Source organism: Kitasatospora sp. NPDC091257 (assembly GCF_044757675.1).
Lineage (GTDB): Bacteria > Actinomycetota > Actinomycetes > Streptomycetales > Streptomycetaceae > Kitasatospora > Kitasatospora lactacystinica.
The window spans coordinates 1-19,517 of sequence record NZ_JBIVVI010000019.1; the positions used below are offsets into that span (position 1 = coordinate 1).

The window sequence follows — 19,517 nt, forward strand, 5'->3', positions numbered from 1 at the left end:
GTCCGGTGGGGCCCGCTTGGCCGTCGGAGCCGTGACCCCCGCCGGCCCAGGGGCTGCGCGGCTGCCACGGCTGGTCCGGGGCATCCGCCGGCGGCGGCGCGAAGGGGTTGCGCTCGCCGGTGTCGTCGCCGCTGCTCATGGGTTCAGCCATTCCTTCTCGGTCGGGGCTCGTTCGGAGGTTCTCGCGTCGGAGCGGTCTCCCGCGCCCCCAATGATCCCGCAGTCGTCCGTCGGGCCATCGGCGGCCCGGTGCCGCGGGGCGGGCGGGGACGCCGGGGCCGGTGCGGTGGGCCGGAGGAGATCCCCGTCTCAACTACGCGCGTAGCGCCGCCGGGAGGGTGCGGAGGCCCTCCGACCAGCCGTTATCGTGGTGACGGTCAGCAGCCCACAGAGGTTCCCCGGGGCCCGCGTCGCGGCGGATTTCCCTGGAGTTCCCCCTCGCTCGACCTGCCGTTCGTAGTGGCCCCACCACCGGTGGACGTACCAGCGGACGGCGCCCGACCTACGGAGAGACGCGCAGTGGCCGCCGCCCCCGCCCAGCACTTCCCGCCCCGTACGCCCGGACCGGCCCGCCTGGTGGTGCTGGTCTCCGGCTCCGGCACCAACCTGCAGGCGCTGATCGACGCCGTCGCCGACCCGGCCTACGGCGCCGAGATCCTCGCCGTCGGCGCGGACCGGGACGGGATCGCGGGCCTGGAGCGCGCCGGGAAGGCGGGCCTGCCGACCTTCGTCCACCGGGTGAAGGACCACCCGGACCGGGCCGCCTGGGACCGCGCGCTGACCGCCTCCGTCGCCGAGTACCAGCCGGACCTGGTGGTCACGGCCGGTTTCATGAAGATCCTCGGCCCCGAGTTCATCGCCGCCTTCGCCGGGCGGACCGTCAACACCCACCCCGCACTGCTGCCCTCCTTCCCCGGCGCCCACGGCGTCACCGACGCGCTCGCGTACGGCGTGAAGGTCACCGGCTGCACCGTCCACCTGGTCGACTCCGGCGTGGACACCGGGCCGATCATCGCGCAGGGCGTCGTCGAGGTCGTCGACGCCGACCACGCCGATGGCGGCGAAGCGCTGCACGAGCGCATCAAGACTGTCGAGCGCCAGTTGCTCGTCGACGTCGTGGGCCGGCTGGCCCGCGAAGGTCACCGCATCGAGGACCGAAAGGTATGGATTCCGGCATGAGTGCCAGCTCCACCACGCCCGTTTCGGAGAACGTCCGTCCGATCCGTCGCGCGCTGATCAGCGTGTACGACAAGACCGGTCTGGAGGAGCTGGCCCAGGGCCTGCACGCCGCCGGGGTCGCCATCGTCTCCACCGGCTCCACCGCCGGCCGGATCGCCGCCGCCGGTGTCCCGGTGACCGAGGTCTCCGAGCTGACCGGCTTCCCGGAGTGCCTGGACGGGCGCGTGAAGACGCTGCACCCCCGGGTGCACGCCGGCGTGCTGGCCGACCTGCGGCTGGAGTCGCACCGCGCCCAGCTGGCCGAGCTCGGCGTCGAGCCCTTCGACCTGGTCGTGGTGAACCTCTACCCGTTCAAGGCCACCGTCGCCTCCGGCGCCACCCCGGACGAGTGCGTCGAGCAGATCGACATCGGCGGCCCGAGCATGGTCCGCGCCGCCGCCAAGAACCACCCCTCGGTGGCCGTGGTGGTCGACCCGGCCCGCTACGGCGACGTGCTGAAGGCGGCGCAGGAGGGCGGCTTCGACCTGGCCACCCGCAAGCGCCTGGCCGGTGCCGCGTTCGCCCACACCGCCGCCTACGACGTGGCCGTCGCCTCCTGGTTCGAGGACGGCTACGCGCCCAGCGACGAGCGCTTCCCCGAGTTCCTCGGCTCGACCTGGGAGCGGCAGAACGTGCTGCGCTACGGCGAGAACCCGCACCAGGGCGCCGCGCTCTACAGCGACGGCACGGGAGGCCTGGCCGGCGCGCAGCAGCTGCACGGCAAGGAGATGTCGTACAACAACTACGTCGACACCGACGCCGCCCGCCGCGCCGCCTACGACCACGCCGAGCCGGCCGTCGCGATCATCAAGCACGCCAACCCGTGCGGCATCGGGACCGGCGCCGACGTCGCCGAGGCGCACCGCAAGGCGCACGAGTGCGACCCGGTCTCCGCGTACGGCGGCGTGATCGCCGTCAACCGCCCGGTCACCGTCGCGCTGGCCGAGCAGATCGCCCCGATCTTCACCGAGGTCGTGGTGGCCCCCGGCTACGAGGAGGGCGCCCTGGAGGTGCTCACCCGCAAGAAGAACCTGCGGGTGCTGCTCGCCCCCGAGGCCCCGGCCAACCGCCAGGAGGTGCGCCCGATCTCCGGCGGCGTGCTGCTCCAGGACGCCGACCGGGTGCACGCCGAGGGCGACGACCCGGCGAACTGGACCCTCGCCAGCGGTGAGGCGCTGGCCGCCGACGAGCTGGCCGAGCTGGCCTTCGCCTGGCGCGCCTGTCGGGCCGTCAAGTCCAACGCGATCCTGCTGGCCAAGGACGGCGCCTCGGTCGGCGTCGGCATGGGCCAGGTCAACCGGGTGGACTCCTGCAAGCTCGCGGTCGAGCGGGCCGGCGAGCGCGCCAAGGGCGCCTACGCGGCCTCGGACGCCTTCTTCCCGTTCGCGGACGGCCCGGCGATCCTGATCGCGGCCGGTGTCAGGGCGATCGTCCAGCCCGGCGGCTCGATCCGGGACGAGGAGGTCGTCGCGGCGGCCGCCGAGGCCGGCGTGACCATGTACTTCACCGGCGCGCGGCACTTCTTCCACTGATCCCGCCGATTCCACCGGCCCCGCCGGCGGCGTGACGGTGTGACGGCACGACAGAGCGGCCCGGCCCCCTCCGAGGAGGGAGCCGGGCCGCTCTGCGCTGGTCGTGCGGGCCGGTCAGTAACGCGGCCGGTTGAACCAGTTGACGCCGTCCTGGACGCACATGGCGGTGATCCAGATGATGCTGATCGCCAGCCAGAGCAGGGCCATCACCAGGCCGACCGCGGTGCCGCCGGAGATGGCGCCGAGCAGGATCAGCAGGCCGACCAGGGCACCCAGCGAGCCGTACACGATGGTGGTGACGCGGACGGCGTTGCCGCCCTTGCCGAACTTCACGCCGAGCGTGATGGAGAGCGCGGCGAACAGCCCGAACAGCACGCCGACGACGAGCAGGACACCGGCGGCGGCGTCGCCCAGCGCGGTGAACGGGTTGTCGTCGCTGGTGGTCCGGCTGGCGGCGTTGGTGACGTCCTTGGCCGCCGCCCCGATGATCACGTAGGAGATCGCGGCGAGCGTCTGGACGCCGCCGACGATGAACAGCAGTACCCGGGCCGTGGTCATCAGGCCCGGCATGGACGGCGGGACCATCGGCGCATACCCGTAGGCCGGGGCCTGCTGCGGGTAGCCGTAGCCCGGGGCGGCCTGCGGCGGGGCCTGCTGCGGGTAGCCGTAGCCCGGGGCGGCCGGCGGCTGGCCGTACGGGTTGTTCGGGTCGGGCGGGTACGTCATGGATGCCTCCGGGCAGTTACGGGGACGCGGGGACGGGACGCCGACGGTCCCGGTCGGTGAGTCGGGTCACCGGCCGAGGGGGACGTCGGCGGAGCGGGGAACGGCCCGGCGGCGGTGACGGGCGCCGCGGCTCGCAGCGTGGTGAGCGTCAGGGGTGCGAGGCGGCCGACGGGTACGGCGCGGGCGGAACGGTGCCCCCGCGGTCGGACTGCTCGTTCTGCTGTGGTCGGCTCACTGGCTCTTTCCCCCGGGTACGCCCCGCCGCGGGGTCCGTCGGCCCGTCACCGGGCCGGTATCGCGGCGGGAATGCGCGCTTATCGTCATCCGGACGGCGGCGCCCTGTCCAGCCGGTTCCGCGTGCCGCGTCAAGACTGTGGCGCAACCGCAACGTGCGTCGGACCTTCGTACCCGTCCGTTCACCCGTTCGTCCACCCCGGAAGCGGGCCCGGGAGCGGGCCGGAGTCGCGCCCGGAGCCGCGCCCGGGACCGCGCCCGCAACCGCGCCCGCGAGCGTGTCGGCAGCGGTCGGACGCCCTCGGTACGGAGACCCCCGGCGATCCGGGAGAATGGGGTCATGACTGCCCAGATTCTCGATGGCAAGGCCACCGCCGCCGCGATCAAGTCCGAACTCGCCGCCCGCGTGGCGGTCCTCAAGGCGAAGGGCGTCACGCCCGGCCTCGGCACCGTCCTGGTCGGCGACGACCCGGGCAGCCGCTGGTACGTGAACGGCAAGCACAAGGACTGCGCCGAGGTCGGCATCGCCTCGATCCAGCGCGAGCTGCCCGCCACCGCCACCCAGGAGGACGTCGAGAACGTCGTCCGCGAGCTCAACGCCGACCCGTCCTGCACCGGCTACATCGTCCAGCTGCCGCTGCCCAAGGGCCTGGACCAGAACCCGGTCCTGGAGCTGATGGACCCGGACAAGGACGCCGACGGCCTGCACCCGACCTCGCTCGGCCGGCTCGCCCTGGGCATCGAGGGCCCGCTGCCGTGCACCCCGCTCGGCATCGTCGAGCTGCTGCGCCGCCACGACGTCGAGATCAACGGCGCCGAGGTGGTCGTGGTCGGCCGCGGCATCACCGTCGGCCGCTCGATCGGCCTGCTGCTGACCCGCCGCAGCGAGAACGCCACCGTCACCCTGTGCCACACCGGCACCCGGGACCTCGGCGCCCACCTGCGCAAGGCCGACATCATCGTGGCCGCCGCCGGCGTGCCGCACCTGGTCAAGCCGGAGGACGTCAAGCCGGGCGCGGCGGTGCTGGACGTGGGCGTCAGCCGCAGCGAGGGCAAGATCGTCGGCGACGTGCACCCGGGTGTGGCCGAGGTGGCCGGCTGGATCTCCCCGAACCCCGGCGGCGTGGGCCCGATGACCCGCGCGATGCTGCTCAACAACATCGTCGAGGCGGCCGAGCGCCGCGCCGGCATCTGACACCCCAGGGACGGCGAGCATGACTGAACCGCGACCGGCACGGTCCCGCCGCAGGCCGGTCAGGACGACCGGCACCCTGCCGCCCGAGGGCGCCTCCGCGGCCCTCGGACGCGAGCACGCCCTGCCGGTGCGGCAGTGGCCGATCACGCTGGTCCTGCTGGTCGTCGGCGCCGGCCTCGCGGTCACCTGGTTCGCCGACTTCAAGGACGGGTTCAAGTACGGGCTGCTGATCCTCGGCTGCGGCGTGCTGCTCGGCGCGGTGCTGCGGCTGGTGCTGCCCGAGGTCGGGATGCTGGCGGTGCGCAGCCGCTTCACCGACGTGATCGTGCTGAGCTTCCTGGGCATCTCGATCGTGCTGCTGACCCTGGTGGCGCAGCCGAACCCGTGGCTGCAGATCCCGCTGCTCGACAACATCGGCCAGCTGATGGGCCGGCCCAGGCACTGATCCGCAGGGCCTGCGACGGCCCCCGCCCGGTCCCGTGGAAATCCAGGGCCCGGGCGGGGGCCGCCTTGCTTCTGTGACGCATCAGCCACGCCGGGACACCGGGCATACGCTTCCCTTTGCGATAACCTGACGCCGGTCTCTCGACGTCGAGAGAGATCATCCTGGCTCCAGTGCCGGTGTGCCTGGGGCGCCTGGCGATTTGCTGGAGAAGGTAGAAATGACCCGCACCCCCGTCAACGTCACCATCACCGGAGCAGCCGGCCAGATCGGCTACGCGCTGCTCTTCCGCATCGCCTCGGGCCACCTGCTCGGTGCCGACGTGCCGGTGAACCTGCGCCTCCTGGAGATCCCGCAGGGCCTCAAGGCCGCCGAGGGCACCGCCATGGAGCTCGTCGACTGCGCCTTCCCGCTGCTGCGCGACATCACGATCACGGACCAGCCGAACGTGGCCTTCGACGGCGCCAACGTCGCGCTGCTGGTCGGCGCCCGTCCGCGCACCGCGGGCATGGAGCGCGGCGACCTGCTGTCGGCCAACGGCGGCATCTTCGGCCCGCAGGGCAAGGCCATCAACGACAACGCCGCGGACGACATCAAGGTCCTGGTCGTCGGCAACCCGGCCAACACCAACGCCCTGATCGCCCAGCGCAACGCCCCGGACGTCCCGGCCGAGCGCTTCACCGCGATGACCCGCCTGGACCACAACCGCGCCGTCGGCCAGCTGTCCTCCAGGACCGGCGCCCTGGTCTCCGACATCAAGCGCGTCACCATCTGGGGCAACCACTCCGCGACCCAGTACCCGGACATCTTCCAGGCCGAGATCGCCGGCAAGCCGGCCTTCGAGGCCGTCGGCAGCGACCTGGCCTGGCTGGAGGGCGAGTTCATCCCGACCGTCGCCAAGCGCGGTGCCGCCATCATCGACGCCCGCGGCGCCTCCTCGGCCGCCTCGGCCGCCAACGCCGCCATCGACCACGTCCACACCTGGGTCAACGGCACCGCCGAGGGCGACTGGACCTCCATGGGTGTCGTCTCCGACGGCTCCTACGGCGTTCCGGAGGGCCTGATCTCCTCCTTCCCCGTCACCACCAAGGACGGCAAGTTCGAGATCGTCCAGGGCCTGGAGATCTCCGACTTCTCGCGGGCCCGCATCGACGCCTCGGTCAAGGAGCTGACCGAGGAGCGCGACGCGGTCCAGGAGCTGGGTCTCATCTGAGCCCGCCCCGCACGGTTCCGCCGGCGGCCCGCCGCTTCCCTCCCGGAAGCGGCGGGCCGCCGTCGTGTTCGGGTCCTCGCGGCAGCGGCGGTCCTACACTGGCCCGCTGTGAACGAAACACTCGGGGACGCCGCGCTCGTCCTCGTCTTCATCCTGCTGGGCGGGTTGTTCAACGTCGCCGAGATCTCGCTGATCTCGCTGCGCGAGGGCCAGATCCGGACGCTGGAGGGGCTCGGCACGCGGCGCGCGGCGCGGGCCGCGCACCTGGCGGCCGACCCCAACCGCTTCCTGGCCGCCGTCCAGGTCGGGGTGACCTGCATGGGCTTCCTGTCGGCCGCCTTCGGCGCGGACACCCTGTCCGGCAAGGTCGCACCGCTGTTCGTCCGGGCCGGGCTGTCCGCGGGCGTGGCCGACGCGGTGGCCCTGGTCGGCCTCACCCTGGTGATCAGCTACGCCTCGCTGGTGCTGGGCGAGCTGACCCCCAAGCGGATCGGCCTGCAGCGCGCCGCGTCCATCTCGGTCATCGCCGCCCCGGTGGTGGACGTGATGTCGGTGGTGCTGCGGCCGGTGATCTGGCTGCTCGGCCACTCCACCAACCTGATGGTCCGGTTGCTCGGCGGCGACCCGGCGGCGGGCCGCGGCTCGATGAGCTCCGAGGAACTGCGCGGCCTGGTCGCCGCCAACACCGAACTCGGAAGCGACGAACGGGCGTTGATCGCCGATGTGTTCTCCGCCGGAGAGCGTCAGCTGCGCGAGGTGATGGTCCCGCGCACCGAGGTGACGTTCCTGGACGCCGAGCGCCCGCTGGCCGCCGTGCGGCACCAGGCCGACACCTCCCCGCACTCGCGCTACCCGGTGGTCGAGGGCAGCGCCGACGCGGTGGTCGGCTTCGTCCATGTCCGCGACCTGTACGGCGCGCGCGGCGAGCAGGCCGTCAAGGTCCGCGACCTGGCCCGCCCGGTCAAGCTGCTGCCCGGCACCAAGCTGGTGCTGGAGGCGATGGGCGAGATGCGCCGGGAGGGCCACCACCTGGCCATCGTGGTGGACGAGTACGGCGGCACCGCCGGGATCGTCACCCTGGAGGACCTGGTCGAGGAGGTGATCGGCGAGATCCGGGACGAGTACGACCGCCCGGAGGCCGCCCCCACCCGCCGGCTGGCCGGCGGCGGCGTCGAGCTGGACGGCCTGCTCAACCTCGGCGACTTCGCCGAGGAGACCGGCGTCACCCTGCCCGAGGGTCCGTACGAGACGGTGGCGGGCTGCCTGGTCGCCGCGCTCGGCCGGCTGCCCCGGGACGGCGACCAGGTGCGCGTTCCGGTCGAGGGCGGCGGCGGGGTGCTGCTGACGGTGGCCAAGGTCGAGGGCCGGCGGATCGCCCGGGTCGGGGTGAGTGCGGTCACACTGGCCGAACCTCCGGGGGCGGAGGTTTCCTGAGCGAGCGGTGGAACTGGAACAATGGCGCGCATGGTCAACGCAGCGGTCACCGGTCCGGCCAAGGACCGTCCCCGGGTGCTCTCCGGCATCCAGCCCACTTCCGGCTCGTTCCACCTCGGCAACTACCTGGGCGCGGTGCGCCAGTGGGTCGACCTGCAGAAGGAGAACGACGCCTTCTACATGGTCGTCGACCTGCACGCGATCACGGTGCCGCAGGACCCGGCGACGCTGCGCGAGAACACCCGGATCTCCGCCGCCCAGCTGCTCGGCGCGGGCCTGGACCCGGACCACTGCACGCTCTTCGTCCAGTCGCACGTGCCCGAGCACGCCCAGCTCGCCTGGGTGATGAACTGCCTCACCGGCTTCGGCGAGGCCTCGCGGATGACCCAGTTCAAGGACAAGTCCTCCCGGTACGGCTCCGAGGGCACCACGGTCGGCCTGTTCACCTACCCGATCCTCCAGATCGCGGACATCCTGCTCTACCAGGCGGACGCCGTCCCGGTCGGCGAGGACCAGCGCCAGCACGTGGAGATCACCCGCGACATCGCCGAGCGGTTCAACTCGCGCTACGCCCCCACGTTCACGATCCCGAAGCCGTACATCCTCAAGGAGACGGCGAAGATCATGGACCTCCAGGACCCGGGCATCAAGATGAGCAAGTCGGCCTCCTCGGCCAAGGGCCTGGTCAGCCTGCTGGACGAGTCGAAGGTCAGCGCCAAGAAGTTCAAGAGCGCCGTCACCGACACCGGCACCGTCGTCTCCTACGACGAGGAGGAGAAGCCGGGCGTCTCCAACCTGCTGCGCATCCACTCCGCGCTCAGCGGCCGGTCGGTGGACCAGCTGGTCGAGCACTTCGAGGGCAAGATGTACGGCGCCCTGAAGACCGAGCTGGCCGAGCTGTTCACCGAGTGGGTCACCCCCTTCCAGGAGCGCACCCGGGTGTTCCTGGACGACCCGGCGGAGCTGGACCGGGTGCTGGCGATCGGCGCCGAGAAGGCGCGCGCGGTGGCGTCGGTGACGCTGGAGACGGTGTACGACCGGATCGGCTTCCTTCCGGCCGCCAAGCGGTGACTCCCCTCACGCACCTGCCCGGTGGTGGCGACCTCCCCGAGGTCGTCACCATCGGCGTGTCCGTGAGCGTCCCGGACCCGTACGGCACGGCGGTCCAGGACGCCCGGGCCGGGCACGGCGATCCGCTGGCCCGGTCGATACCCACCCACGTCACCCTGCTGCCGCCGACCGAGGTGCCCGCCGAGGCGCTGCCGAAGATCGAGGAGCACCTGGCGGCGGTGGCGGCCGCGCACCGCCCGTTCCGGATGCTGCTGCACGGCAGCGGGACCTTCCGCCCGGTCTCCCCGGTGGTGTACGTCCGGGTCGAGGAGGGCGCCCAGGAGTGCCGGCTGCTGGAGGCGGACATCCGCTCCGGCCCGCTGGCCCGCGAGCTGGCCTTCCCGTACCACCCGCACGTGACGGTCGCCCACGGACTGTCGGACGACGTGCTGGACCAGGCGTACGAGCAGGCACGCGACTTCCGGGCGGACTTCCCGGTGGAGGGCTTCGGCCTCTCCCGGTTCGGCGCGGACGAGGTCTGGCGGCCCTGGCGGAGCTACCCGTTCGGGTGAACCGGGGCGTCTCCTGGCCCCGCCGCGCAGCCTAGCCCCGCCGCCCGGCCTCCCCGGCCGCCGAGTTCGAGCATCCGGTCGACCACCCGGCGGGCCGCGCGGCCGTCGTCCAGGGCGCAGTGCTCGGCCCGGAAGCGCCGGTAGCGCTCGGCGTAGTCGGGCGGCGGTCCGCCGTCGCCGTCGGCGAGTCCGCGCAGCGCGCCGAGCAGTTCGGCCGAGGTCGGCACCAGCGGGCCGGGGGCGTTCGCCTCGAAGTCGAAGGAGAAGCCGCGCAGGGTGTCGCGGTAGTGCTCCAGGTCGTAGGTGAAGAAGTACATCGGACGGCCGGTGATGGCGAAGTCGAACATGATCGACGAGTAGTCGGTCACCAGGACGTCCGCGACCAGCAGCAGTTCCTGCGGGTCGGGGTAGTCCCCGCAGTCGTACAGGAAGCCGTCGCCGGCGCCGGGCAGCGGTTCGCGCACGTGCGCGTGCGGGCGGACCAGCAGCACGTGGTCCGGCCCGAGCAGGCGCCGGGCGTGGTCGAGGTCCAGCCGCAGGTCGAGCCGGAAGCCCTCGCCGTCGCCGCGCTGCTGGTCCTCGCGCCAGGTCGGTGCGTACAGCACGATCCGCCGGCCCTCGGGAACGCCGAGCCGGCGGCGGACGGCGGCGACGGTCCGCGGGTCCGGTCGGGCGAGCACGTCGTTGCGCGGGTACCCGGACTCCAGCAGCTCGCCGGCGTAGCGGAAGGCGCGCCGCAGGATCGGGGTGGCGAACGGGCTGGGGGAGAGCAGCAGGCTCCACTGCGGCGTCTCCCGGTCGAGCGCCGCCAGATAGCCGCGGTCGGCCAGCCAGGGGCTCTCGACGTCGTGGGCGATCCGCTTCAGCAGGGAGCCGTGCCAGGTCTGCACGACGACCTGGCCGGGACGGCGCTCCAGGAAGTCCGGGAAGTGGGTGTTGCCGACCAGGTACCGGCAGGTGGCCAGCGCGCGGTACCACTCCGGGCTCCAGCTGCGCACCGGGACGATCCCGGGCGGCACCACGGCCTGGGCGTCGTCGACCACCCACAGGTGCTCCAACCGGGCGTTGCGGCGCACGAGTTCGGTGTGCACCGCGCGTGGGGAGTCGGCATAGCCGCGGCCGCCGAACACGTCGTACAGCACCGCCTCGCGCAGTGGCGCGCGGCGGGCGGCCGGGTAGCGCTCGGTGCGCAGCCGGCGCTGCGTCCAGGCGCTGCGCTCGGCGGCGGTGAGCACCGGCGTGGAGTCCACCACCAGGGTGTCGTGCCACCGGCGCTGCAGCAGGACCCGCTTGCCGCCGGCGGTGGTGGCGGCGGGGACGGCGGACAGCGCGGCGGGGGCGGCGAGCAGCGGCCGGGCGTCCCCGGGGCGGGCGACCGGCTCCAGGGCGGCCTCCCAGACGCCCTTGCGCAGCGGCAGCGCGACGCCGTCCGAGCCGGTCCGGGCGGCGGGCACCCGGACCCGGAAGCGGCCGTCCGGGCCGGTGGCGACCGGGGTGCGGACCTCGCTCGCGGAGCCGGCGTGCCGCAGCACCAGCTGCAGCCGGTCCGCGGCCGGGTCCGGGCAGCGGCCGGACAGTTCGAAGCCGCCGTCCCGTACGGCGATCCGGTCGACCAGGCCGGCCGCGGGCTGGACGCAGAGCTGGAGCCGGCCGTCGGCGAGGTGCTTGAGGTAGAGCACCCGGTCCGGGACACCGGGCAGCGGGTGCTGGCCGGCCACCGGGCCGCCGCGCTCGTCGAGGCAGAGCTGTTCGGTGCCGCCGTCGGGGCGCAGCAGTTCGGCGTCCCAGTGCTCCAGCCTGCCGCTGCCCCGCCCGTCGGCGGTGAACGGGCGGTACGGCACCCGGACGGTGAAGGTGTTGCCGGTGCGGGCGAGCGGCTGCTCGACCACCGCGTCGCTCTCCCGGTGGCGCAGCCGCAGCACGGTGCCGGAGGGGCAGGCGTCGGCGACCCCGCCCAGGTCCAGGCCGTCGGGGGCGGGGGCGGCGCGGGTGATCCGGACGGCCGGGCGCTCCAGCCGCAGCCGCAGCCGGCCGTCGGCGAAGAACGGCTGGAGCCGGACGCCGTCGTCCACCCAGTGGGCCGGCGGGTACTCGCCGGAGCCGCACCAGTGCGGGGCGAGGGCGCCGTACCGGCGGCGCACCCGGGCGGGGCGGGGGCGGGTGAAGAGCGTGGCCTCGATCCGCCAGTCGCCGAGCAGCCAGTGGTCCCCGCGGCGCAGCCGGCCGGGTGCTATCAGCGCGGTGAAGCCGGACCAGTCGTGGTTGTGCTCGGACTGGGCGCTGTCGTCGGTGACCTCGGGCATCCGGCGGGGGCGGGAGCGCAGGTGCAGCGGCGGCTGGGACCGGTTCTGGTGGCGCAGGGTCAGCCAGGTCCAGGCGGAGCCGGGGCGGGCGGTGTCCTGGCCCTTCGGGCGGGCGAAGCCGGTGAGCTCCAGGCCGCGGCCGTGCCAGTGGGCGCGCAGCAGCCCGAAGACGACGTCCTCGTCCTCGGCGGGGCGGCCGGCGGTCACCCGGGGGGCGGCGTGCGGCAGGACCAGCCGCGTGAGCACAGGCATGGCGGTGGGAGCCCTTCGGAAGGGAAGTCAACATCCCATCCAGAAATGGCGCCGGGGTCAATTGCACGCTTTTTCGAATGCCCCGGGGAATGCATTTCCGGGAACGCCGGTTCGAATGCGGATCCGGTGTTCCGGTCCTTTCCGCCGGGCCCTTTTCGGTCCCTTCCGCCCGGACGCACAGGTGCCCGGACACATGCGGGCGCCCGGCACCGATCGGTGCCGGGCGCCCGCCGGGGCGTGTGCGGCGGCTACTCCTTGCGGAGCATCGCGTCGACCACCCGGGCGGCGGCCTTGCCGTCGTCCAGGTCGCAGTACGCCTCGCGGAACGCGGTGGCCCGGTCCGCGTACTCGGCCGTGATCCCGTCCACCCGGCCGAGCACGGAGACGAGTTCCTCGGAGGTGGCCGGCATCGGGCCGGGCGCCTCGGCCTCGAAGTTCAGGCTGAAGCCGCGCAGGTTGTCCCGGTAGTGCTCCAGGTCGTAGGTGAAGAACACGATCGGCTTGCCGGTCGCCGCGAAGTCGAACACGCTCGCCGAGTAGTCGGTCACCAGTACGTCGGCGATCAGCAGCAGCTCCGCCATGTCGGGGTAGCTGCCGACGTCCCAGATGTAGCCGTTGCCGGCGCCCGGGATCTGGCCGCACATCAGGTGGTGCCGGCGCACCAGCAGCACCTGGTCGTCGCCGAGCGCGGCCCTGGCCGCCGCCAGGTCGATCCGCAGGTCGATCTGGTAGCCGTCCTGCGGCCGGCGCCGGTCCTCGCGCCACGTCGGCGCGTAGAGCACGACCTTCTTGCCCTCGGGCAGGCCGAGCCGCTCCCGGACCTGCTCGGCGGTCTTCTCCCGGTCGGAGGCGAACAGCAGGTCGTTCCGGGGCGAGCCGCTCTCCAGGATCTCGCCCTTGAAGTCGAAGGCGCGCCGCAGCACCGGGGCCGACCAGCGGTTGCCGGCCACCAGCAGGCTCCAGTTCGGGACCTCCCGGGCCAGGCTCTTGAGGTACTTGGAGTCGGTGAACCAGACCTTCTCGAAGTCGAAGCCGATCTGCTTCAGCGGGGTGCCGTGCCAGGTCTGGACGACCACCTGGTCGGGACGGCGGACGAAGAAGTCGGGCAGGTGGGTGCTGGCCACCACGTACTTGGCGGTGGCCAGCGCCTCGTACCACTCCGGGCTGCGGTACCGCAGCGCGGTCGCGCTCTGCGGCAGCTCGGCCTGCATGTCGTCGTTGCCCCACAGGTGCTCCAGCGGCAGGCCGCGGCGGACCAGTTCCTCGTGGACGGCCCGGGGCGAGCCGGAGTACGTGCCGTACTTGCCGGTGTGGTACACCACCGTGTCGCGCACCGGCAGCCGTCGGGCAGCCGGGTAGTCCACGCTCTGCAGCTGGCGCTGGCGGAAGCCGGCCCGCTCCTCGGGCAGCAGCACCGAGTCCGACTCCAGCGACAGGCCGTCGTGGTCGCGACGCTCCAGCAGTATCCGCTTGCCGCGGGACTCCACCACGACCGGCAGGACGTCGAAGCAGTCCGGGGTGACCAGCGCGGCGGCGTCCGGCAGTTCGGGCACCTGCACGCCGACCGGGCGGAAGACGACGTGCCAGGTGCCCCGGGAGAGCGGCACCCGGCCGGCGAAGGAGGCGGTCGGCACGGCGGGCAGCGCGGTGCGGAACCGGCCGTCGGAGATCTCCACCGGGTAGGCGTGCTCCTCCTCGCGCCACTTGTGACGGACCACCAGTTCCCAGCGGTGCGCGCCGGGCAGCGGGAACGAGCCGCTCAGCAGGAAGCCGTCGGCGCCGCGCGAGGACACGTCGTCCACCAGCGGCTGGAGCACCTGGTCGGTGAACTGGAGGTGCCCGTTGGGGGAGGGCTTGGAGTAGAGCGCCCGGCGCTCGGCCACCGGGGCCTGCGGGTTCAGCGCCAGGTGCAGCCGCTCGGGCGCGTTGCGGTCGTCCCAGGCCAGCGGGACGGTGCTGCCGTCGGCCAGCAGCAGGGAGCCGTCCCAGTGGTCGCGGCTGCGCTCGCCGGCCACCGGGTCCAGCTCGGCCCAGGCCTCGCGGACGGCGGTCAGCTCGGCGACCGGGGCGAGCGCGGTGAACGGCTGGAGCGAGCCGACCGGAGCGCCCAGCTCCAGCGGGAAGGTCACGTGGCGGTCCGACTCGGCGTGGGTGAGCCGCAGCCGCGCCCCGGCGAAGCTCGGGCCGGAGCGGGCCGCGCCCGAGACCTCCAGCCGGTCGCCGTGCGCGGCCAGGCCGGTCACCCGGGCCTTGACCGTCTCCACCCGGAGGTAGACGAAGTTGTCCCGGATCCACGGCACGATCCGCACGTCCGGCTCGACCCAGTGCGACGGGAGGAACTGCGCGCTGTCGCTCCACCCGGCCGAGATCCGGCCCTTGTAGACCCCGCCCTTGCCGGCGCCGGCCACCAGGACGCGCCAGTTGCCGTCCTTCCACTGGCCGCGGTGCCTGAGCCTTTTCGGGTCGATGGCCACGTTGAAGCCGGACCAGTCGCAGCTGTACAGGTCGTGCTGGCAGCTCGCGGTGGCCTCGGGGCTGTACGTCGTCCTCATCGGCACCGCGATGACCCGGCGGCCCTTGGCCTCGCGCAGCACCAGGGTGCGGACCATGTCGTGCTTGCCGGCCGCGCCCAGCTGCTCCGGGTAGGCGTGCCCGGTCAGCCGCAGCTTCCCGTCCTCCCAGACGCTCCGGTACAGCCGGCTGCGGATGACCAGCGAGTTGTCCAGCTTGAGCACCCCGGCCGGCACGCTCTTGCGCCCGCCGCGCAGGAACGGGTAGTCGGCGTACGGGCGCAGCAGGCCGCGGGCCTGGACACCGCCGCCGCTCTCGCGCTCGTACGTGATCTGGTCGACCAGCTCGTCCATCCGGCCCGACAGGGTCAGGTGGTACTTCAGCCGCACCGGCGCGCGCAGCCGGCCGACGTGGTCGGAGCCGATCGCCCGGAGCAGCCGGCCGACGTGCTGGAGGTAGGCGTCCCGGTAGTCCTTGTCCCCCTCCACCAGGGACGAGAAGAACATCGGGATCTCCTCGACGAGGGTGTTCTCGTCGTAGGAGCGCAGGTACTCGGCGAAGCGCGGCTCGGTCTGCTTCATCAGCCAGGCGCGCACCAGCTCGACCGAGGCGACCCGGTCGATCAGGCCCTTGGGGTTGGTGCGCATCTGCGTGATCGACATCTCGCCGACCTCGCGCTCGCGCCAGTGGTAGATCGGCTCGGAGAGCACGTCCACGCTCTTGGCCAGGTAGTGGTGCGGCACGCTGACCGGCGCGTCCTCGTACAGGATGCCCTCGGGGTAGAGCAGGCCGGCGCCGTCGAAGAACGAGCGGCGGTACACCTTGTTCCACGCGGTGCGGTCGGTGACCAGCGCCGGGATCTCGGTGATGTGGGTCTTGAGCCTGGTCTCCTTGAACGGCTTCAGGTGGCCGCCGGACTGGTAGTAGCCCACGGCGCGGAAGCGCAGCACGTTGCCGGTGCAGAAGTCCGAGCCGGTCTCGTCCAGCGTGTTGATCATCAGCTCGTACGCGCTCGGCGGCATCGAGTCGTCGCTGTCCACGAAGCACAGGAACTCGGAGTCCGGGTCGATGTGCCGGATGCCGGTGTTGCGGGCCGCGCCGAGTCCCTTGTTCACCTGCCGGACCAGCCGGAACCGGGAGTCCTCGGCCGCGTACGCCTCGGCGAGCGCCGCGCTGCCGTCCTTCGAACCGTCGTCGACCATGACGCACTCGAAGTCCGTGAAGGTCTGGGCGGCGATCGAGTCGAGGCATTCGACGAGGTAGCGCTCGACGTTGTAGATCGGGACGACGATGGAGAGGCGGGGAGCCATCGGCTACGCAGGCCTTTCTCTGGAGGAGCGTGGCAGCCCGTACGGGGCCTGGCCGCACTTGGATCGGTGCGTACGTGCGCCCCCGATCCTACCTCCGGGGACCTCGCCCACCCCGGGACCACTACGCTGGGTCCGTGTCCCGTTTCAGCGTGATCGTCCCCGTGTACCAGGTCCAGGACTACCTCTCCGAATGCCTCGATTCGGTACTCGGCCAGGACGGCCCGGACTTCGAACTGATCGCCGTGGACGACCGCTCCCCGGACGGCTGCGGCGCCCTGCTGGACGAGGCCGCGGCCGCCGACACCAGGGTCCGGGTGCTGCACTTGCCGGAGAACGTCGGCCTCGGCCGGGCCCGCAACGCCGGCCTGGAGGTCGCCACCGGGGACTACGTGATCTTCCTCGACAGCGACGACACACTCACCCCCGGATTGCTGAAGGGCATCGACGAGCGGCTCACCGCCACGGGTGACCCGGACATCCTGGTTTACGACTACGCCCGCACCTACGCCGACGGCCGGATCACCCGGGCCGCCTCCGCCCACGTCTTCGGCGCCGCCTCCCCGGACGTCTTCGACCTCGACGCCCGCCCCGACCTGCTCGACCTGCTCCAGGTCGTCTGGAACAAGGCCTACCGCCGCGGCTTCATCGCCGAACAGCGGCTGGTCTTCCCGGCCGGCTACTACGAGGACACCCCCTGGACGTACCCGGCGCTGCTCGCCGCCGCCCGGATCACCCTGCTCGACCAGGTCGGCGTGCACTACCGCCAGCGCCAGGAGGGCGGCAACATCCTGGCCACCGCCAGCCGCAAGCACTTCGACGTGTTCGCCCAGTACGACCTGGTCTTCGCCTTCCTCGACCGCCGCCCCGACCTGGAGCGCTGGCGCCCGGTCGTCTACGGCCGGATGCTGCACCACCTCAACACCGTGGTATCCAAGCCCGGCCGGGTCCCGCCCGGCGACCGCCGCGAGTACTTCCGCCGGGCCGCCGGGCACTGCGCCCGGCTGCGGCCGGCCGGCTACCGGCCGCCGGCCGGCGTGGACGGCGTGCGCACCGAACTGCTCAGCCACGGCCGCTACGGGGCCTACCAGGCCGTCCGAGCCCTCGCCAAGGCCCGTCGACTCGTCAAGCGGTAGCCGCGGGGCGTCCTGCCGGTCCTCGCCGGGGTCGCCGAAACCCACGGGACACCCACCCGGGGCCTGACGCCCATTCGGGGGACAGGGCCGGTATAACCGGTGGGTGGACTTCCTGACCCGTCTGCCGGTCCTCGGCCCGCTCGTGGCCCGGGTGCTGCGCAGCCGCCCGTACCGGGTGTACGAGTACTTCTCCGCCGCCCGGGGCAACCGGCTGGCCGGCGCCGTCACCTTCTTCGGCTTCCTCGCCCTCTTCCCGCTGCTCACGGTGGGCCTGGCGATCGCCGCCGCGGCGCTCAGCGACGACCGGGTGCACGAGCTGCAGAAGCACATCTCCGACCAGCTGCCGGGGCTCTCGGACGCGCTCAACCTGCCGGCCCTGGTGTCCAACGCGGGCACCGTCGGGCTGGTCGGCGGGGCGCTGCTGCTGATCTCCGGCCTCGGTTGGGTGGACACCATGCGCACCTCGATCCGGGACCTGTGGCAACTGCCCCAGGAGGAGGGCAACCCGGTGCTGCGCAAGGCCCGGGACGTGGCGGTGCTGGGCGGCCTCGGCCTGGTCTCGCTGTTCTCGCTGGCCGCCTCCGCCACCGGGACCACGCTGGCCGGCCGGATCGCCGACGCGATCGGCCTCAACAGCGGGTACCTGCTCACCGCCGTCGGCGTGCTGATCGCCATAGCGTGCGACATGCTGCTCTTCGCCTACCTGCTGGCGCCCTTCCCCGGCATCACCGACCAGCGCCGCCGGGACCTCGTGCAGGGCGCGCTGATCGGCTCCGTCGGCTTCGAGCTGCTGAAGCTCCTGCTCGCCTCCTACCTGGGCTCGATCGCCGGACGGAGCCTCTACGGGGCGTTCGCCACGCCGGTCGCGCTGCTGCTGTGGATCAACTTCGTCTCCCGGCTGCTGATGTACTGCGTGGCCTGGACGGCGACGGCCGACCCGCGGGCCGCCCGGGAGCGGACCAGGGCGCACGGGCGGACGCTGCTGGAAGCGGCCGACAAGGCGGAGGCGGCGGCCCGGGCGGACGCCGCGGAGCAGGCCGCCCGGGCCCGGAAGAAGGAGAGGACGGAGAGAAAGGGAAAGGGGAAAGCTCGGCCCCTGGACTGAGGCCGGGCCCTGCCGCGGGCCGGTGTTCAGCCGGTTCGGCGTCGGCGGATCAGCCGGCGGATCAGCCCGCGGAGCGGCGCCGCAGCACCACCGCGCCGTACCCGAGCGCGGCACCGGCGAGCACCACGGCCGACCAGCCGACGACAGCGAACCGGCCGCCCCCGCCCGCCGCGCTGGGCGCCGCGGCCGCCGGTGCGGCGGGGTGCGGCGGCGGCACGGGCGTGCTGTCACCGCCGCCGGCCTGGCCGGTCGGCTCGGCGCCGCCGGGCGGGAGCTCGCCGACCAGCCGGCCGACCGGCTGGACCTTGCCGGCCGCGGCGAAGCCCCAGTCCAGCAGCGCGGCCGTCTCGTCGTACACCTTCTGGTAGCTCGACGGGTGCATCACCGTCACCAGCAGGGTGCGGCCGTCGCGTTCGGCGGCGCCGACGAAGGTCGAGCCGGCGTTGGTGGTGGTGCCGTTCTTCACGCCGATCAGGCCCGGGTACTTGCCCAGCAGCCGGTCGGTGTTGGCGATCCCGAAGCTGCCGCGTCGGCCGGTGTTCCGGTCGACGGCGCCGGGGAACATCGCGTCCCGGGTCGCGCAGTACATCCGGAAGTCCGCGTTGCGCAGACCGGCCCGGGCGAACAGCGACAGGTCGTAGGCCGAGGACACCTGGCCGTCCATGTCGTAGCCGTCCGGGGAGATCACCCTGGTGTCCCGCGCCTGGAGCGTGTCGGCGCGCGTCTGCATCTCGGCGACGGTCTGCTGCACCCCGCCGTTCATGTGCGCCAGGACGTGCACCGCGTCGTTTCCGGAGCTCAGGAAGACCCCGCGCCACAGGTCCTCGACCCGGTAGTCCAGGTTCTCCTTGATGCCGACCAGGCTGCTGCCGGGGCCGATCCCCTGGATCTCCTCGTCGGCCACCCGGTGCACCGCGTTGCGGTCGAACTTGGGCAGCACGGTGTCCGCGAACAGGATCTTCAGAGTGCTCGCCGGGGGCAGCCGCAGATGCGGATTGCTGGCCGCCAGCACCTCCCCCGACACCGCGTCGGAGACTATCCAGGACTGGCCGGTGAGGTCGGGGGGCAGCGGCGGAGCGCCCGCCATCGGGGCGACCTGCACCCCCGGGAGCCCGAGCCGCTCGCCGCCGATCGCGACCGACGGGGGCGGCTGCTGCGGGGCCGCGCCCGCCGGGGCGGCGAGCAGTACCGGCAGGGCCGCGGTGACCGCGGCGCACAGGCGCGCGAACGTGAGACGGGGTGTGGGCACCAGCAGACCGTACCCACTCACGGCTCCCGGCGCCCTCC

At 73.0% G+C, this 19,517-nt stretch carries 14 protein-coding genes; 10 read left to right on the plus strand and 4 right to left on the minus strand.

The features are described from left to right. Positions 1–519 precede the first annotated feature (519 nt). Both purN and purH read left to right on the plus strand, forming a co-directional pair. Positions 520–1,179 (plus strand): phosphoribosylglycinamide formyltransferase, encoded by a 660-nt coding sequence (purN, locus tag ACIQOV_RS01790; RefSeq protein ID WP_359915185.1) that lies wholly within the window; start codon positions 520–522, stop codon positions 1,177–1,179. Next, positions 1,176–2,750: a bifunctional phosphoribosylaminoimidazolecarboxamide formyltransferase/IMP cyclohydrolase gene (gene purH, locus ACIQOV_RS01795; protein WP_401043728.1), complete on the plus strand. Its 1,575-nt coding sequence runs from the start codon at positions 1,176–1,178 to the stop codon at positions 2,748–2,750. Before purN ends, purH begins: the two co-directional genes overlap by 4 nt. 114 nt (positions 2,751–2,864) lie before the next feature. Here purH and ACIQOV_RS01800 read toward each other — a convergent pair whose 3' ends face one another. Continuing rightward, the gene (locus ACIQOV_RS01800; RefSeq protein WP_359915188.1) at positions 2,865–3,476 is read right to left on the minus strand and encodes a hypothetical protein; all 612 of its coding nucleotides are present in this window, start codon (positions 3,474–3,476) and stop codon (positions 2,865–2,867) included. 574 nt (positions 3,477–4,050) lie between these two features. Between ACIQOV_RS01800 and ACIQOV_RS01805 the strand changes: the two genes are divergently transcribed. The 6 genes from ACIQOV_RS01805 to ACIQOV_RS01830 all read left to right on the plus strand — a co-directional run bounded on the left by ACIQOV_RS01805 (position 4,051) and on the right by ACIQOV_RS01830 (position 9,616). Continuing rightward, entirely contained in the window at positions 4,051–4,905 is an 855-nt protein-coding gene (locus tag ACIQOV_RS01805) for a bifunctional methylenetetrahydrofolate dehydrogenase/methenyltetrahydrofolate cyclohydrolase (RefSeq protein ID WP_359915190.1), read from the plus strand. Between the two features lie 19 nt (positions 4,906–4,924). Further along, a complete protein-coding gene (locus ACIQOV_RS01810) occupies positions 4,925–5,350 on the plus strand; it encodes a DUF3017 domain-containing protein (RefSeq protein ID WP_359915192.1) in 426 nt (141 codons plus the stop codon). Positions 5,351–5,567: 217 nt separating this feature from the next. After that, entirely contained in the window at positions 5,568–6,560 is a 993-nt protein-coding gene (locus ACIQOV_RS01815) for a malate dehydrogenase (protein WP_401043732.1), read from the plus strand. A gap of 108 nt (positions 6,561–6,668) precedes the next feature. After that, a complete protein-coding gene (locus ACIQOV_RS01820) occupies positions 6,669–7,994 on the plus strand; it encodes a hemolysin family protein (RefSeq protein WP_401043734.1) in 1,326 nt (441 codons plus the stop codon). Between the two features lie 75 nt (positions 7,995–8,069). Beyond that, the gene (gene trpS, locus ACIQOV_RS01825) at positions 8,070–9,065 is read left to right on the plus strand and encodes a tryptophan--tRNA ligase (protein WP_401043748.1); all 996 of its coding nucleotides are present in this window, start codon (positions 8,070–8,072) and stop codon (positions 9,063–9,065) included. Then, complete coding sequence (locus ACIQOV_RS01830; RefSeq protein WP_380542974.1) at positions 9,062–9,616, plus strand: 2'-5' RNA ligase family protein; 555 nt, start codon at positions 9,062–9,064, stop codon at positions 9,614–9,616. The genes trpS and ACIQOV_RS01830 overlap by 4 nt, the downstream gene beginning before the upstream one ends. Here ACIQOV_RS01830 and ACIQOV_RS01835 read toward each other — a convergent pair. Beyond that, a complete protein-coding gene (locus ACIQOV_RS01835) occupies positions 9,601–12,171 on the minus strand; it encodes a CDP-glycerol glycerophosphotransferase family protein (protein ID WP_401043737.1) in 2,571 nt (856 codons plus the stop codon). The genes ACIQOV_RS01830 and ACIQOV_RS01835 overlap by 16 nt on opposite strands. Before the next feature lie 248 nt (positions 12,172–12,419). Continuing rightward, on the minus strand, positions 12,420–15,992 hold the full coding sequence (locus ACIQOV_RS01840) for a CDP-glycerol glycerophosphotransferase family protein (protein ID WP_380542968.1): 3,573 nt from the start codon (positions 15,990–15,992) through the stop codon (positions 12,420–12,422). 134 nt (positions 15,993–16,126) lie between these two features. Here ACIQOV_RS01840 and ACIQOV_RS01845 point away from each other — a divergent pair, with 134 nt between their 5' ends. Both ACIQOV_RS01845 and ACIQOV_RS01850 read left to right on the plus strand, forming a co-directional pair. Further along, entirely contained in the window at positions 16,127–17,125 is a 999-nt protein-coding gene (locus tag ACIQOV_RS01845; RefSeq protein WP_401043740.1) for a glycosyltransferase family 2 protein, read from the plus strand. Between the two features lie 103 nt (positions 17,126–17,228). Continuing rightward, positions 17,229–18,230 carry a YihY/virulence factor BrkB family protein gene (locus tag ACIQOV_RS01850; RefSeq protein ID WP_401043743.1) on the plus strand — a complete coding sequence of 334 codons (1,002 nt, stop codon included), beginning with the start codon at positions 17,229–17,231 and terminating at the stop codon, positions 18,228–18,230. A gap of 61 nt (positions 18,231–18,291) precedes the next feature. Here ACIQOV_RS01850 and ACIQOV_RS01855 read toward each other — a convergent pair. Further along, the coding region (locus ACIQOV_RS01855; protein WP_401043745.1) for a D-alanyl-D-alanine carboxypeptidase family protein at positions 18,292–19,517 on the minus strand (1,226 nt) is incomplete at its 5' end.